Below are 18225 nucleotides of genomic sequence, written 5' to 3'. Positions count from 1 at the left end.
AATTAAGGTTTAACCATAAATCTGAATACTTTATTCTGTCCTTCTATCTTAATAATCATAAGATAAACACCTTCTACCAAAGTATTTGGTAATATCACTTCTGAAATCTTATTTTCAAGTGATACTTTGAATAAAAACTGTCCTGTCAAACTATATACAGAACCTATAATATTTTTCAAACTTGACTCTGGATAATCTAGTGCTATTTCCATTACCCCATTTTTCACTACAGGGTTTGGATAGAGTTTAATACTATTAGTATGTGTGTATTTTATCATAGCTGGACAGCTGTGTATTATCTCTCCCTTATCAGTAGTCAACTCTAGACTGTATAAAGCATCTATATCTAATAAATCATCTCTATGATTTCCTACTGAGTACACTTGTTCTGTACCTATCAACTTGCCATTTTTAAACCATTTATACCCCATAAAACGATACCCACCATTAGTCAATGGATTGTTGTTTACTAATAAAGTATTATCGAATTTCTGTATAACTATATCCTCAAAATTAAAAGGTCTTTCTATAGATAAAATGTATCTATTCGTTATTGTTCCACTATGAGACTTTACAACTATCTCTCTGTTATAAATACCTGCTTTAGGGGTATCAATAAAGAAATGATTTCCGATATTCACTGAAGCGCCCTCACTAGTAACCAACTCTACTTCTACTTGTTTATCTATCTCGTCACAATGAAGCATAAATAATTTATTAGAAGATAATTCACCTATTTCTCTACCGTTAATAATCAAGCTATTTATCTCAGCTTTATCACTTTTAATTATTAAGATTTGGCTCACACTCTGAGCAGGTTCATAATTATTATTCCCATCTTGATGAGCAGTTATAACAACGCTACCTGGATGCAATACTTTGACTAAACCAGTGGAAGTCACTGTCGCTACTACAGTAGTTCCAACATTCATATAGGTATAATTTATTGGCAAGTCTACACTACTGTTTGCTATCAATTGAAGCTGTAATAAATTATCATATAACACAGGTGATAAAGCATTAAACTCTATATGTTGGGGAGCCTTATTGATAATTAGTTTTGTTTTTAGAAGTAATGGTATATAATTATCACCTTCTATTAAAGCAGTTACTTCGTATTCACCTGCCTCTGTTTGCTTATTATTCTTATAGGTTACTTTCGTCCCAATAGGTAGCGTACTACTAAGTAAAACTGATTTCTCTTTAGTGTCATAAACATAAGTACCTCCTTTTAATACCATTCCTATGATAGGTGCTTTTTCAATAGTCAAATTAGCTCCTATAAAATCAACTGTATAATTACCATTCGCTTTTAAATCACCTTGAGCTATAGCATAAGTACCAACATCTTCTCCTACTGCACGAGATAAACTGCCTGATAATACAGCAGTCTCTTTATCATTATTTACTAATCCTGATACGGTATAACTTAGACTAGGATCAACTGCTCCATATACCTTAGACTGAGGATTAACTGTTACTGTCAAGACAACAGGAATAATATTCAAATCAGCCCCTGTAAAACTTAAAGCATAATTACCATTCGCTTTTAAATCACCTTGAGTAATAGCATAAGTACCAACATCTTCTCCTACTGCACGAGATAAACTGCCTGATAATACAGCAGTCTCTTTATCATTATTTACTAATCCTGATACGGTATAACTTAGACTAGGATCAACTGCTCCATATACCTTAGACTGAGGATTAACTGTTACTGTCAAGACAACAGGAATAATATTCAAATCAGCCCCTGTAAAACTTAAAGAGTAATTACTATTAGCTATTAGCGTTCCTTGAGTAATAGCATAAGTACCAACATCTTCTCCTACTGCGCGAGATATACTACCTGATAAGACATCAATCTCTTTATCGTTATTTACTAATCCTGATACTGTATAATCAAGCGCAGGATCAACATCTCCATATACTTTAGACTGAGCAGTAGCACTTACAGTTAATAGTGCTGGAGTAATAACCAAATCAGCCCCTGTAAAACTTAAAACATAATTACTATTAGCTATTAACGTTCCTTGAGTTATAGCATAAGTGCCAACATCCTCTCCTGCTATACGATTTAAGCTACCAGATAATACAGCAGTCTCTTTATCTATAAACTGTAATCCTGATACCGCATAATCAAGTTTAGGATCAACTGCTCCATATATCTTAGACTGAGCAGTAGCACTTACAATTAATACAGCTGGAGTAATAACCAAATCAGCTCCTGTAAAACTTAAAGCGTAATTACCATTCGCTTTTAAATCACCTTGAGCTATAGCATAAGTACCAACATCTTCTCCTACTGCACGAGATAAACTACCTGATAATACAGCAGTCTCTTTATCTATAAACTGTAATCCTGATACTGTATAATCAAACTTAGGATCAACTGAACCATATACTTTAGACTGAGGATTAGCTGTTACTGTTAATGGGGCTTTTCCAATTGTCAAATCAGCTCCTTTAAAGACTAATGTATAATTACCATTCGCTTTTAAGTCACCCTGAGTTATAGCATAATTACCAACGTTCTCTCCTACCTCACGAGATAAACTACCTGATAATACATCAGTCTCTTTATCATTATTTACTAATCCTGATATTGTGTAATCAAGCTTAGGATCAACTGCTCCATATACTTTAGACTGAGGAGTAGCTGTTACTGTTAAGACAGCAGGAGTAATTGTTAAAGTTGCAGTATGAAGTACACTTTGATCACATTCACTAATTGCACGTACTGTATAAATACCAGCATTGATAGCATCAGATACTACATTATTTGAAGAATCTACTATTTCATAAGTACCTCTAAAACTATGAGGTAACTCTAATTCTAGTTTATGTGCCTTCCCATCATACACTACACTTTTATCTTTTAAAATATATTCACTACCTAATTTAATATCTCCATTTATCTTCCATCCTTTTTCTTTTATTAACTTATCTCGTTCAGTATTCGCTGTACAGTATTTTAATCCAGTAGCTCCTAAAATCATATTACTATTTATTGTAGATAAATTAGCCCATCCTTTTAATGTAGCATCATAATTATATACAGACATGCCTGAATATTCCAACATACTCAACATACCATACGGACCTATAACCCTAGAAACGTTCCATTTACTCAAATCCCTATTAAAGGAACTCGCTCCTAAAAACATCGACTGCATATCTGTCACATTAGAGACATTCCATCTACTCAAATCTCTATTAAAACTCATTGCGTAAGCAAATACTTGAATCATATTAGTAGCACTAGATACATTCCACTGACTCAAATCACCATCAAAAGCAACTGCGGCATGAAACATACTCTGCATATTTTTTAAACTAGATACATTCCATTTGCTTAGATCACCATTAAAAGAACTTGCTCCGGAAAATATATACTGCATGTCAGTCACCTTCGATACATCCCATTTACTCAAATCTCCATTAAAAGAGATTGCAAAATCAAACATCCTTGACATATCTGTCACCTGAGTAAGATTAGGAATATCTTTACCTATATGAATAAGATTAGAAGCAGACTGAAAAGTTTTATGCATACTTTTCCAAAGTTGCGTCCCCCATTGCTCTACAGTAAGTAACTGCTTTGCATTTGGATCTTCGAAATCCTTAGCTACGTTAAAATATGGAAAATCACCTGTTATCATTACCCTATATTTCCCTTTAGGTAGATTAGATATGACACAATCACCTTTGAAGTTAGGTAGAGGTTTACTTTTCTTATCGGAGTCATCTATATTCTCCCAACTCACATTATAATTATACTTATACTTATTAGTATCTGTATAGAGTTTAATACTACCGTTATCATTAGGCACTTCCCAAGTAGTGATAAATGATTGAGAGTCTGTAGTAACTATATTAGAATCCTTCACCCACGTAAATGCATCAAGGCCTAGATAGTAATAATTACCTCCTAAAGTTAGTTGTAACTCATCAATGACTATATTACTATAGTTCTGACCATTCAGATTAGTCAAATCTATTAATGTATAGCCATTAGTACTTCCTAATGAAGTAACAAAATTATTGGTCTTAGTTTGAGTAAATTTAGTTGCACCACTTAACTTACCAGTGATAGTCAATGATCCTGTTGCATTTAGATTAGTAAACTTATCCGCTACATATACCCAAAAGCGATTTACTTTAAATAAATTAGATGTGGTCTTTATAGAAAAAGAAGGGCTACTAGGACCTACACTATTTGAATTGTCTATGTACTGATTATCATTAACTGTTCCACTCCAGCCTGTCGCCGGATAGTTAACTATATTAAAAGTACTAGTATGTGAAATAATATTAAAAGTTACCCCATTATCAGTAAAACTAGTGGAACCAGCTGACTCTGTTTCAAAAGCTTCGGTACTCGTCTGCGCGAAGAGCATCGGGCTAAAAATTAGAAAGAATAAGAGTAGAAATTTCTTCATAATGTGGTGTGTTAGAATTATACGATATTCCAACCACACTTAGCAATAACAAATTGAAGACAAATACAATTTATTAAGGCGACTAGAGAAATTAAAATCTCTACAATATGCTATTCGTTGAGTGTGGTGAAATTCAGAAATTAGCTTCAGTAGGTAAAAGTATTATAAGTAGGTAAATTCTAGTGTTTAAAGGGGGTGGACAATAGGGTGGACAAAAAATAACCATCCTTAAAATGAAGCCTTTAACACATAAAAAAAAAGCATTACCTATACAGATAATGCTTTTAAAAATTGTATTTTATTTACTTCGGTTAGACTACTCTTTACTAAATAAAGCAGAGTAATCATCTTCATATTTTTTCTTTAATCGCTGTTTTGCTTTTTTAACTGCATCAATAGTTACACCTAAAATATTTGCAGTTTCTTGATTAGTCAATTCCATTTTTTGCAACAACACAATGCGTAGATTAGACTCGGTCAAGTCAGGAAACTGAGTAATAATTTCATTAAAATAGACTGCTTGTTCTTCTCTAAAGGTTTCTTTAAATAAAACCCAATTCTCCTCTGTCATCAGATGAGAACGAAGTAATTCTTCTATAGCAGGACGCTTTTCCTTGAAGATCTCCTTAGAAGAGTGAGAAGCCTTATTTAACTCATGTTCTAATTTTGCTATTTGTGCGGTTTTTTCACTTAGATATACTTGATAAGATGCTAATGATGATTTCGTCTCTTTTAACTTATTCTCTGAATTTATTTTAGATAACTGAAAATCCAATAGCTTCCCTTCATAAGCATATTTTTGAAGCTTTAGAATTCGTTTAGAAAAGAAGTACACCATACACAAGATAAGCGTCAGAAGAACAGTAGTACTCAGCAAGAGTAGTCGTTGATATCTCACTCTTTCTGAGAAGCTTTTTTCCGCCTCTAGCTCCCAGTTTACTCTCTCAAGATTAGTATTCCAATTAATTTTATTAATGACCTCTTCACCTTCCCTAGCTTCTATCACACTGTCTATTTGATCTAACTCCCTTCTATAAAAGAGCTCTTCTGTGTCTATCCTACGAGCCTTAGCGATATCGAGTAAATAAGATATAATTTCTCTTTCAAAGCCTGCTAAGTAGCTTTTAGTTTTAGTAATCTCATAAGAGTTTTTTAAAACTTCTTCTGCAAGATCATATTGCTTGCGATCTATGTATAATTTCCCCAATTGTATCTGACTATACATTAGATTCCTCTCCTCACCTAATTGTTGGCTAATTGCTATATCCTCTTTCAGGTATAACTCTGCTTTCTCTATATCTCCTTGTTTTTGATAAACTGATGCTATACCTCCTAAACTTTTGGCGTATCTAAGGGTGTCCTTATACGATAAGGACGTTTCTTTTGCCAATTCATAGTAATGCATGGATTGCTCTAGACTATCTACTTTAGCATATACTGCTCCTAAGCCCCATAAAATAGCACTGTTATTTAGCTGCTCCTTTTCCCCTTCTTCCAAAGCTTTTCTGTAATAAATGATAGCGCTCTCATTCATATTCATGGTCTCAAAGAAATAAGCTGTACGCAACAAAATATTTTTTGCTTGTACATCTAATACAACACCTTTATTCTCTAAAGTTTTAGCAATCTTGATAAAATAGGGAGAAGCTTCGTAATAATAGTTATAAGAATAATAATAGAACCCAACCTCACTATACACCCATTCCTTCAATGCTACATTAGAAGACTTTTCTACCATAGATACACTTTCTAAAAAAAGTGAAGTAGTAATATCATTAATACTATCAGTTACCTCTAAATGGGATAATCCCTTAAGAATATTTCCAATCACCTTGCGCTCTGCAATATTTCCAATATCGTCTACCTCAACAGTACCTGTCTTATAGTACTCATTGATTAAAATGTCGTATTGCTGATTATCTAAATGCTTAGTGTCTGTACAAGCAACTATAAATAGAAATAGAAAGAAAGTAAATAGTTTGGTGGTCATTACATCTCATTTTGTACAAAAATAATCCTATTTATCACAATACAAATCAATTCATTAAGATATAGTGCAAACAAATACTTTATTAATTCAAATATTTTCATTTCCTTTGTATCGTAAATTCTCGATATATAGAAATGACTGAACTATTTAAAGCTTTATCAAACGAACACAGAGTACAAATCCTAAAATGGCTTAAGACTCCACACGATTTCTTTGAACTAGAAGACATCGAACCTGAAGTACACGAGTTTGGGGTATGCATGAGTGTTATCCAAAAAAAAGCAGGTCTTTCTCAATCTACCACCTCAGCTTATTTAACGAATATGGTAAATATTGGACTACTTACTTCTACTAGAAATGGACAATGGACTTACTATAAACGCAATGAAGATAAAATTGCTGAGTTAGCCAATTATATTCAAAACACTCTATAACAATACTATACAATTCAATCATTAAAGTATTATATTACAACATATCTATAATTCTAGATATCTAAATACCTATAACAATGAATAATATTTTTAAAAACCACAAGACTTTCAATAAGGTCTTCACACCAGGAAAACTATCCTTGGGTATATTTTTACCTTTACAGGTATATAATAATAATATCGCCATTTTTAATCAACACCTAAAGTATATACAGCAGATAGACACTAGCGGTTTCGCAGCTTTATGGGTTAGAGACATACCTGTGTATGACCCCAGTTTTAGAGATGTAGGACAAGTATATGATCCTCTTTCTTATCTAGCATATATAGCAGGTCAGACTACAAATATTGCCCTTGGTACAGCGAGTATAGTATTGCCCTTACACCACCCTATTTCATTGGCAAAGACGACAGCATCTATAGATCAGTTTTCTAATGGTCGCTTATTGCTAGGTGTTGGATCTGGTGATCGCTATGCTGAGTTTCCTGCTTTTAATAAATCTTTTGAAAGAAGAGGAGAATTATTCCGAGAAGTTCTTCAGGATATGCAAACCTTACATACTACAGACTCTCCTAAAATAAACTCTAGTATTACGCAAATGCAAAACCTAGACTTAGTCCCTAAACCTCTGCATAAGCATATTCCTACATTAGTAACAGGTGCTAGTCAACAGTCATTAGATTGGATTGCTACTCATGCTGATGGTTGGATTACTTATCCAGGACCTACTACTACGAATGAGGATACCTTACACTTAGAACAAAAAATAAAAGCTTTTAGAGATTTAATTCCTAATGGAACATTTAAACCGCATATGACAAATGAATGGATAGAGTTAGATGAAGATCCTCACTATCCTAGAACCCCATTAAGAGGAGGTTTTGTTCTTAAAACAGGTAGATTAGGACTTATAGAGCTTTTACATAAATGGCAAGAAATAGGTGTAAATCATGCTGCTATAGGTATACAGTTTGGAAAACGAGATATAGGAGAAACTCTTGATGAATTGGCTAAGGAAGTACTACCTTATTTTAACTACTAGTATCGTAATTAACACCATTTACCTTTTATAATGTGTACTAAGCATAGAAATTATAAAGTAGCTACCTTCTCGTAACTACTTTATAATTCGATCTATTTCATAAATAATAAGATCGTTTTATATAAATTATTTATCTTCTTCTAGCCTATTTACTATAACCATTTCTTTCAATAAATTACTTTAACGAATCGGTTTGAGTCCGTAGTGAGTCCGTTATGAGTCCGTAGTGAGTCCGTTTTTTTGCACAAAATAACGGACTGATTATGAACTTACCCTTTAGTAAACAAACATTCATCTGCAATGAGTAGTAAAGTATTTTCAAAATTTGATAGATACTAACTAATATAGCATACAAGCTTTATAAGAAGCCACACCTATATCATCATAGCAAAAAAAGAAGTACCCTTACACTCTAAAAGCACTTCACTTTTAACCCAAATTCCGCGATAGACATATAGACGAAAAGTAATTATACAAAATAGCTCTGAATTAGTGAGTAAAGCATACTACAGTATGGTTTTAGAACTAATGAAAGAGATGTGAAGTAGAATTGCTTTGTAGTATTTGGCTAATGCGGAATCTGGGTTTAACATATCAACTACTTTTTTTTATCAAATGATAAATTATTAAATTTATAGAGATGGTAATTTTGACCTGTTAAAAAACGAGATTGATTATGACACAAGACAATGTAAACAAAGGGTTATCCTTTGCGAGTATTTTTCCAACGAAAACAAGAATTCGATTAGCTGTGGTATGGTTGATTGTCATCTTATTTATGTTATTCGGAAGTTCTATTACTGGAGATAGTCTATCCCCTCTATTAGCTACTAGTATTTTCTTGATCTTACTATTTACGATAGTAGGAGCTGCTTTTGGTGTAGTAAAAGAAGCGGATGAACTCGCTCATAAATTAGGTGAACCTTTCGGAACATTGATTCTTACTCTTTCGATTGTATCAATAGAGGTAATTTTAATTTCTGCCGTAATGTTAGGCCCTGGAGAAAACCCAACTATTGGAAAGGATTCGATCTTCTCTGTAATGATGATCATTATGAATCTAGTAATAGGGCTGTGTATTCTATTAGGTGGACTAAAGTATGGTGAACAAGAATATAATGCACAGGGAACAATGTCTTACTTAGCAATGATCATTATGCTAGGAGGTATCGGGTTAATGTTACCTAACTTCATTCAAGGTGCTGGTGGAGGGATGTTTAGTGATACACAGGCTATTGTCTTGGCTGTATTTATTATTATTCTCTATGCTGTATTCTTGTTCTTTCAGATGAAAGGATATAGACATCTCTATGTACAACCTCAAAAAGGGTCAATGGAAATTCCATATAAAGATAGAGGCATTGCAGATATTCAATCTACAGATGAGCACCAAACTTCTGCAGGGAATAAAGGAGAGATATGGATACGTTCTATTATCCTAATCGGGATGATATTACCTATCGTGCTTCTTTCTCATAATATGGCTGTAGTAGTAGACTACGGGATTAAAGCCGCTAACCTCCCTACTCTATTAGGAGGTGTGTTAGTTGCCATCATCGTGTTCACCCCAGAGTCAATGACGGCAGTAAAAGCAGCATTAAACAATGAGTTTCAACGCGCTATCAACCTGTGCCATGGTGCCTTCGTTTCTACAGTAGGATTAACTGTGCCTTCTGTACTAATCATTGGGTTAATTACAGGCAAAACAGTATTGTTTGGGATGAATAGTACAGAAACTATTCTATTCGTGATCACCCTATTATTAAGCCTAATGACTTTCTTAGGCAAACGTACTACTCCTATCATGGGTATTATGCACTTAGTATTATTTGCTGTATTTACACTGCTTATTTTCTATCCATAATAACGTATTTCTTGTCAAAAATCATTGGTGGAAAGACTAATCTAGATCCTACAGTAGCTTACTCTACAAGGAGATTCTATATAATCACTTCTGCATTAGTTCACAGACAATACTCTAGTATGTTTTTATCACTAATTCAGACCTATTGTGTATACTTACTTTTTGCTGATAAGTTTACTTACAGATTCTGGACTAAATTAAGGAAGCTAAGCTAATTGGTTCGAGCAAAGTTATTACTTATTTAAGCAACCTTAATTTAATAAAAAAACACTCCTTATGCTTATAAGGAGTGTTTTTGTTTGTGACTATACTAAAGTACTTTATAAGGTAATATCACTAATCATTAAATTATGATCTGATAATGCATTCATCTGATAAGTATCTTGACGAATGATTTTTATTGTACTATTAATTGATCTAATCATAAAATCTATTTTCTTATCGCTTTTATAAGCTGGAATAGTCATCTGATTCATAAATCGGGTCTCTAAATCAAAAGTCGTTTTAAGTTGTTCTACTGATTTAGAATTTATTTCTGCATTAAGATCCCCTGTCAGAAAATCAAAAGCAGACTCTCTTTGTAATTCTGCTATGCGTTTCGTTTGTAATACACGACTTTGTTCATTAGAGCTAGACAGATGAGTTGTTCCTATATTTATCATTTGTGCCTCACCTACATCTATTTTACATACTAATAAACTTCGTTTTTCTTCCTTGTTATCCACAAAAGGTAACTTATAGAAATGTTGTTCTACAATAGGAAATTTAGACAGGATAGCAATGCCGTAATCGCCCCCTTCATAATCTATTGTCTTACCAAAAGCATAAAACATTCCTGTTTTTTCTGCTAAAACTTTTACTTGATTTAAATATTGACCTGAGCGCATAGTATGTACATCTACTTCTTGTAAAGTAACGATATCTACTTCGTCTCTTAAGATTACAGCAGCTAATGAATTAAGATCTATCTTATGATAGCTATCATAAGCTGCTGCAAAATGATGTACATTGTAATTAAGAACTCTTACTTCACTTTTTTTTTTGATGCTTTGGTAGTTGATTCTACCCATCTAAACTCTGTGAAGACTGGATAATGGTCAGAGGCAAATAAAGGTCCTCGCTGAATATCTAGCTCTCTATACTTAATAGGAGCTAAGTCAAACCCTCTCAAGAAAATATAATCAATTCTACTTGATTTAGGAGCTTCTATTTTCCAAGCATTATGCGTATAACCTAATTCTGAACGATACATTGCTGCATCTCTAGTATCGACAAACTTTGATTCTATTATCTTCTGATAAGGTAAGTCTGTTGGAGGTAAATTAAAATCACCTGTGAATACCACTGTTTCTCCTTTAGTGATTTTAGCTAATTCCTGATTAATAACTTCAACACTTCGTTGACGAGCCTCTTTACCCCTATGATCAAAATGGGTGTTTAGATGGATAAATGTTTTTCCTGACTTTTTATCTTCAAAACGAGCCCATGTAGCTATACGAGGTAAAGAAGAATCCCAAGACTTAACTCCCTTTTCATAAGGTGTTTCTGATAACCAAAATGTTCCACTTTCTAAAACTTTAAACCTATCCTTTAGGTAAAAGATAGGACTGTACTCTCCTTTCGTTTCCCCTTCTCTTCCTTCTCCTACATAGTCATATTGTGGAAGTAAATTTTCTAAATCGACTAACTGGTTATGAAGTACTTCTTGCATACCAACAATATCCACATCATTAAAAAAGACAACTTCTGCAACCCATTCTTTTCGATTGCTCCATTGATTTATACCATCATTAGGAGTATCCATCCTAATGTTAAAAGTCATTGCCTTTAAAGTCTGAGGCTCTTTCTCTTGAGCAAAAATACTAGTCCCTATAAATAGGACGCTTAGTAATATAGATCTTACCATCCTGGATTTTGTTTTAAATTCGTATTTAACTGAAGTTCTTGTATAGGTAGAGGGTATAAATAGTCTTTATTCTCATTCCATGTTCTATTCTTATTATTAGGAAATGGATCTATACTATTATTTTGATTTAAATGAATATCAGATCCTAGTTTAGCATAATAGACTCCTTGTACGTTTTCTGTTGGTCTAGAGCCTTCGTATAGGTAAATATCTGTCTTACCATTGTTGTCCAAATCATATTTACCTGGGCCATTAAAATACATTCCTTCAATATTCTGAACTAACTTTTGTCCTTCTTTCCAACGTACAATATCATCCCATCTATGATCTTCCATAAATAACTCTATACGTCTCTCTCGTCTTAATTCTAATAGTAATCCTTTATTAGCTCCGTTTACATTTACATATTGTTTAGCTAAATAAGCATCCGGTTTTGCATTTGCTTCTGCCATTACCATATCAGGCATTCCGACACGCTTTCTAAGCATATTTATAGATAGATCTAAATCACTCTGATCAATAATTCCTAATTCTGCTTTTGCTTCCGCATATACTAATAAAACCTCTGCAAATCTAAATAGTGGCAAATCAACAATAGATGCATTATTCGTATCGTACTGTGCTTCTGCGACATATTTAATTAACTGATAACCTGTAGTAGCTGCAGAAAAATCAGGTGTTAGCTGAATAGTGCTTCCAATTCTGGTATAACCAGGAGTACGTATAGTCTGACTCAATCTCAAGTCTCTATCTTTTACTTCTTCTTGGAATAACATCTTATTATAATCTGAACGATCTGTAAAACGGCTACCATCTTTCATTAAGTAACTATTAATCAAATCTTTTGGCATAGATGGTCTACCATACGAAGCTGCTACTGTATAGTAATTCACATTATGACGAACATTCAGTTCTGTAGAAAACTCTCTAGCAAGAATAATCTCATCACCAATAGCCTTATGAGAAGCAAATAAATTCTGATAATCTTTATCTGGATTTCCTGTAGAGAAAACTTTATAACCAGATTCTTTTATTAATACTTCTGCTGCTTGATAAGCTTGTTCTAAATAAGTCTCATATCCAGGTAAGCCTCTATACTTCATATAGGTTCCTTCATATAAGCCTATACGCGCTTTTAAGGCAAGAGCAGTCCATTTAGATACTCTATATACATCTTTAGTAGAACGCATATTCTCGATTGCGTAATCCAAATCTTTCAACATATTATCTACCACTAGCTTACGTGGATCACGTGGCTTTTGTAAAGCGGCCTCATCCTCTGCCGTTAATAAATAATCATACCATGGCACATCTCCAAAACGCGTCACTTTTTCGAAGTAAAAATAAGCTCTAAAGAATCTCGCTACTCCTCCATAATGTTTAATAAGAGCCTCGTCTCCTACCTTTTCAAAATTGACTAGGAAATAGTTAATATCTCTCAAATTATTCCATGACCATCCGCCTCCAGATGGAGGTACGACTCTCCCTCCTCTCATTTCATCAGATAAAATATTTTGAATAATATTATCGGTTCTATAATCACCATTATATATAGAGGTAGTTGGAAACATTCTGTAAAAAGAATTAGTAAAAAGAATTAAGTCACTTTCTTTTTTAAAGAAGTTCTCACTTGTCACAGACGATATCGGATCTCTCTCTAAGAAATCTTCACTACAAGAACCCAAAAATCCTGCTGCCAAGAGTATGGCAAGTATTTTATATCTTTTCATATTAATTGTTTAGAAATTAAGTTGTACCCCAAAAGAGATAATTTTGGAGAATGGAAAACTTTGTGCATTAGTGCGCTTACGAGCAGAGTTTGGACTATTAAAGTCAAAAGAATTACTAGCTGCTTCAGGATCGATATAATCCGTTAAATTAGTAAATGTAAACAGGTTCTCTCCACTCACATAAATTCTTACTTTATCCATCTTTACTCTCTTTACTAGATCCTGTGGAAGAGAATATCCTAATGTAATATTCTTTAGACGTAAATAAGAAATATCTTGTAAGTAACGATCATTCTGTACACCTAACTGTCTATTACTTCCTAATGATGTATATCCTACTAGACGTGGAAAATAGGCATCTGTATTCTCTGGAGTCCAAATATCATTCGCTAAATCTTGACGAATAAATGAATTATAAGGTCTGTTATAAGGTCCCCAGAACATTCTACTATCCGTATCAGGATACCAATCTTGTTTTCCTACTCCTTGGAAGAATGCAGAAAAATCAATTCCTTTCCAATCAAATGCTAAACGGAAATTATACTGATACCTAGGAGCTGTATTTCCGATCTTACGCATATCTCCATGATTTTCTAAAGTATTTGCTCCTTCACTTACTATACCATCTCCATTTAAATCCTTAAACATAACATCTCCAGGTTGTAGTCCTCCATTAGCTATGATATGAGCAGATACACGAGATTGATCTGCATGATTAGCGATTTGCTCTGGACTAGAGAACAATCCTTCTACTGAATATCCCCAAATCTCTCCTAATTCCATACCTACATAATAATCTGTCAGTAACCCTGTAGGGTTATCAAAGCGCGTAATCTTGGTCTTAGAATCAGATAAACCTGCTGATACAGAATAATTAAAATCACTACCTGCTAATTTAAACGAATCATTATATCCCAAAGAGACTTCAAATCCTTTAGTTCTTAGATCAGCGGCATTTTCGCGTGGAGATTCTGTTCCTAATACACCTGGTAGTGTTCTACCTTTGGTTAACATCCCATCTATGTCCTTTTGAAAATAATCAAAACTAACATTCAGTTTATTTTGGAAAAAACCTAGATCAAAACCGATATCTGAAGTAGCTACTGTCTCCCAAGTAATGTCTCTCGGGTTTAAAGAAGGTGCTTGCATATACTCTAACAATGCTCCATCTAATGCATACCCCTTATCAATAGCTTTATTCAATGTTGGAATATAAGCATAAGCACCTATAGCTTGGTTACCTAACTCTCCATAAGAAGCACGTATCTTAAATTGGTTCCAAAAACCGAATGTGCGTTTAAAGAAAGGTTCATTCGCAACATTCCATCCCAAAGAAACAGAGGGAAAGAATTGCCATCTCTGTTCACTAGGGAATTTAGACGTCGCATCATATCGACCATTAAGCTCTAAAAGATACTTCCCTGCATAATCATAAGAGAATCGATAAAAATACCCTCTTAAAGCCCATTCATAAGCACTACCAACTACAGTAGGATTAGAAGATCCTAAACCTAGATTATCTAAATCATCAGAGATTAGGTTCTGAATACTCATGATTCTATTATCATTTTTAAAATATTCTTGGTTATATCCTGCCATGAAATCAAAATTATGATCTCCAAAGTCTAAACGATATTGTCCATAAATATTTAGAGCATTGTAATCCTCTATGGTCTCATTTACATTCAATTTATTCTCTCCAAAGTATTGAATCTGATTCGGAAGAATAGAATATGGAATTAAAGTAGAACGTTCGTTAATATCTCTAGTATTTTTCTTGTAAGCATAACTAGCGTGAACGTCTAAGTTTTTGAGTGGTTTAAAATGAAATGCATTAATCGTCGAAAACTCATCTCTTACAGCAGTTCTATTTGATTTACCATGTAGTAAAGACGCAAAATATCCATCTCCGATAGTGTAATTATTTAACTCAGTACGCCATAGCGCTCCTCCATCAGGATTCACTGGAACATAAGAAGGTAAAGCGTGTACCAACATTTCACTTGTCCATGGATCTCTCCATCCATACTGTGTTCCACCATGTACTAAGTCAGAAGATTTAAAATACTGATTGTTCGTACTAAAACTAATCCAATCATTAATTTTAATATCAAATTTAGCTCTTAAGTTATTTTTCTTATACTTATCATCCTGTACTTTCAATAATCCATCCGCAGAATAGTTTCTATACGAAAAATAACCTTTGACCTTTTCGCTTCCTCCAGAAATACTGATATCATTGATATAAGAATATCTCGTATCCTTCCAGAAGTAATTCCACCAATCTGTACTACCATAATGTACATATTGATCACGGCCATTTCTATTTTGGATTTCAACACGAGCTAATGCAGGATTCTCTGAGACTGCTTTTAATTGTTCATAATCGTATTCGTTATACCCTGTATAACTTCGCCCACTACCTGTAATAAAAGCTTGGTCAACAATCTTAGCCGCTAAATAAGGATCAGTTACAAAGTCCGTATTTTGCGTTTGAGAAAGTATATTCATCGTAGAGTTAACACTTACCTTTATTTCTCCTACACCTGGGTTCTTTGTTTTAACAAGCACTACCCCAAAGGCACCTCTAGCACCATATACTGCAGCGGCACCAGCATCCTTTAATACACTTATGCTTTCGATATCATCTGGATTAATATTAGAAAGGCTTCCTTCTACTCCATCAATTAATACTAACGGTCCACCTCCATTAACAGAGTTAAATCCCCTAATATTAATATTCGCTTCAGCATCTTCTTTACCACTTGAATTGGTAATGTTTAAACCTGGAGTAGTTCCTTGTAAAGCAGACACAGCGTTAGAAAGAGGCCTGTTTTTTAAAGCTCTAGTATCTACTTCTGTTACAGAGGTAGTAATATTCTGCTTCTTTTTGTCTCCATAACCAATAGCCACAAGAGTGATGTCTTCTAAATGTGTGTTGAATTGGTCATTCTTTACTGTAATTACCCCATTGGCATAATTCACTGTATACCCCGTCTGCATAGCGATTACTTCTAGTATATCCTGAAGTCTAGCAGCCTTGCCTTCATAGGCGATTAAAGGAGTCTCTTTTAAAGTAGAATCCTCAATGTTCACCTTAGCAGCAACTTTGCTCGCTAATTCTGTTACTACTTTTCCTAAAGTCTCATCCTGTTCTATGACAATAGAAATAAGAGGAGAACTTACTGGTGGTTTACTTTCTTGAGCGACAAGAAAACCTGAATAAAATAGGAATGCTATGTAGCAACAGACCTTAAATTTCTTCATAATTACAAATGTTTAGTTTTTATGTTCTAAACGTACTGCCAATCATTCTTTAGCTTGCATTGTAAAGAATTAAATAAACATTAAGTAATTACTACAAAACAACAATCCCTTAATCTATTTAAAACAATAAGATAACAATAGTAAAATGCCTATAAACTTAAATAAATCAAATATCACCTTAGGATTATTTCTTTTAAACTCTTTAAAAACATAACATTCAAATAGAGCATTATACTTTAACAAATAGTTGTATTTTCACTAATTAAATCAGTGTATTTATAAAGTAAATTATTGTGTTAAAGATGGTTCTCATTTTAAGTAAATAGATAAACCTTATGTCATGAAAGAGAATTAGAACTTTACTTCTATTTTATTGAAGATGCTTTCTTAAGTAATAGTGTAGGATTTGTAAAGGAATAAAGTGGGATTCTATTTACCTATGTTTAACCTTCCTTAAATATTAACCTTATAGTAACATTAAAAAGTTTAATCAATACTGCAATTTCATTGCGCAAAATGAGAAAGTCCCTAAAAAATTATTAACTTTCAATATTTACCCCTATCATTAATAAGAGATAACTGATTTTTTGTCACATCTGTTATATTATTAATAAATAACCCTCCTTAACCCTTTGATAACATACCAGTAACCTATAGGTCACAATCACAGAGGTACTTTGTCTCAATGAAAAAACACTATTTATCTATGAGAAAAAGTCTAGTTATTTTTTCTTCTTTATTATTACTTTCCTGTGGAGACAAGGATCATTCTATCAAGATGAAAGGTTCTGACACAGAGGTAAATTTAGCAGTAAACCTAGCAGAGAAATACACTCTAATAGATTCTGACTTTAGTATTGCTATTTCTGGTGGTGGTTCTGGTATTGGTATTACCTCTTTACTAAATGGTCAAGCTGACATCGCTAATTCTTCTCGCCCTTTATCAGACAAAGAGATTGCACAGTTCGAAAACAAGAATATAAAGCTTCGTACTGTCATATTTGCTGAAGATGCTACTGCCTTTGTAGTACATAAGGATCTACCTATAGAAGAAATAGATCTTGAAACTTTAGCTAAAATAATGAAAGGAGAAATCACCAATTGGAAAGAACTTACTTCTGTAGACTTACCTATTAATATCTATGGACGTCAGAGTAGCTCAGGTACACACTCCTTTATTAAGAAGAAGCTAAAGATAGAGTTTTCTAATGCAGCTAAAGAAATGACAGGAAATGCTCAAATCTTAGAAGGTATTAAAACGGACAAATCTGGGATAGGCTATGTAGGTGCAGGTTATATCTCTCACGAGACAGCTACTAATCCTACTGTAAAGATATTGAGTATTAAAGAAACTCCTACTTCACAAGCTTATTCTCCTATAGACTCCAATGCAATCAATAACAGTCTATACTTCTTCCAGAGACCACTGTATCAGTTCATCTTAGAAGATTCGTGGGAAAAGGTAAAACCATTCATTGACTTTGAAAACGGTGAGATCGGAAAACAACTGATCAAAGAACACGGTTATTATATAATAGAACGACCATAA

The 18225-nt window shown here is 33.5% G+C and carries 10 protein-coding genes; 4 read left to right on the top strand and 6 right to left on the bottom strand.

All coding sequences use genetic code 11. From position 1 onward, the window contains the following. Nucleotides 1-2: 2 nt before the first annotated feature. Nucleotides 3-4442: an MBG domain-containing protein gene (locus MODO_RS05910; protein ID WP_115283924.1), complete on the bottom strand. Its 4440-nt coding sequence runs from the start codon at nt 4440-4442 to the stop codon at nt 3-5. A gap of 316 nt (nt 4443-4758) precedes the next feature. After that, nucleotides 4759-6432, bottom strand: a complete 1674-nt coding sequence (locus MODO_RS05905; protein WP_006260168.1) for a tetratricopeptide repeat protein — start codon at nt 6430-6432, stop codon at nt 4759-4761. A gap of 134 nt (nt 6433-6566) precedes the next feature. Between MODO_RS05905 and MODO_RS05900 the strand changes: the two genes are divergently transcribed. The 3 genes from MODO_RS05900 (at nt 6567) to MODO_RS05890 (ending at nt 9773) form a co-directional block, all read left to right on the top strand. Next, nucleotides 6567-6866 (top strand): ArsR/SmtB family transcription factor, encoded by a 300-nt coding sequence (locus tag MODO_RS05900; RefSeq protein WP_006260167.1) that lies wholly within the window; start codon nt 6567-6569, stop codon nt 6864-6866. Nucleotides 6867-6943: 77 nt separating this feature from the next. Continuing rightward, the gene (locus tag MODO_RS05895; RefSeq protein WP_006260166.1) at nt 6944-7909 is read left to right on the top strand and encodes an LLM class oxidoreductase; all 966 of its coding nucleotides are present in this window, start codon (nt 6944-6946) and stop codon (nt 7907-7909) included. Between the two features lie 676 nt (nt 7910-8585). Then, nucleotides 8586-9773 (top strand): calcium:cation antiporter, encoded by a 1188-nt coding sequence (locus tag MODO_RS05890; RefSeq protein WP_006260165.1) that lies wholly within the window; start codon nt 8586-8588, stop codon nt 9771-9773. A gap of 320 nt (nt 9774-10093) precedes the next feature. Here MODO_RS05890 and MODO_RS05885 read toward each other — a convergent pair whose 3' ends face one another. Genes MODO_RS05885 through MODO_RS05870 form a run of 4 tightly spaced genes read right to left on the bottom strand, consistent with a single transcriptional unit; the run spans nt 10094 to nt 16676 of the window. Beyond that, nucleotides 10094-10843: an endonuclease/exonuclease/phosphatase family protein gene (locus MODO_RS05885; protein WP_006260164.1), complete on the bottom strand. Its 750-nt coding sequence runs from the start codon at nt 10841-10843 to the stop codon at nt 10094-10096. Next, nucleotides 10798-11679 carry an endonuclease/exonuclease/phosphatase family protein gene (locus MODO_RS05880; RefSeq protein ID WP_006260163.1) on the bottom strand — a complete coding sequence of 294 codons (882 nt, stop codon included), beginning with the start codon at nt 11677-11679 and terminating at the stop codon, nt 10798-10800. The genes MODO_RS05885 and MODO_RS05880 overlap by 46 nt, the downstream gene beginning before the upstream one ends. After that, nucleotides 11673-13409, bottom strand: a complete 1737-nt coding sequence (locus MODO_RS05875) for a RagB/SusD family nutrient uptake outer membrane protein (RefSeq protein ID WP_006260162.1) — start codon at nt 13407-13409, stop codon at nt 11673-11675. The genes MODO_RS05880 and MODO_RS05875 overlap by 7 nt, the downstream gene beginning before the upstream one ends. A gap of 9 nt (nt 13410-13418) precedes the next feature. Then, nucleotides 13419-16676, bottom strand: coding sequence for a SusC/RagA family TonB-linked outer membrane protein (locus tag MODO_RS05870; RefSeq protein ID WP_006260161.1), 3258 nt, complete (start codon nt 16674-16676; stop codon nt 13419-13421). 706 nt (nt 16677-17382) lie between these two features. Between MODO_RS05870 and MODO_RS05865 the strand changes: the two genes are divergently transcribed. Next, the gene (locus tag MODO_RS05865) at nt 17383-18225 is read left to right on the top strand and encodes a substrate-binding domain-containing protein (protein ID WP_006260160.1); all 843 of its coding nucleotides are present in this window, start codon (nt 17383-17385) and stop codon (nt 18223-18225) included.

It is taken from the genome of Myroides odoratimimus, assembly GCF_001485415.1.
Lineage (GTDB): Bacteria > Bacteroidota > Bacteroidia > Flavobacteriales > Flavobacteriaceae > Flavobacterium > Flavobacterium odoratimimum.
The sequence above is the reverse complement of the archived record's forward strand: the minus strand, read 5'-3'. Positions and strand labels throughout refer to the sequence as shown.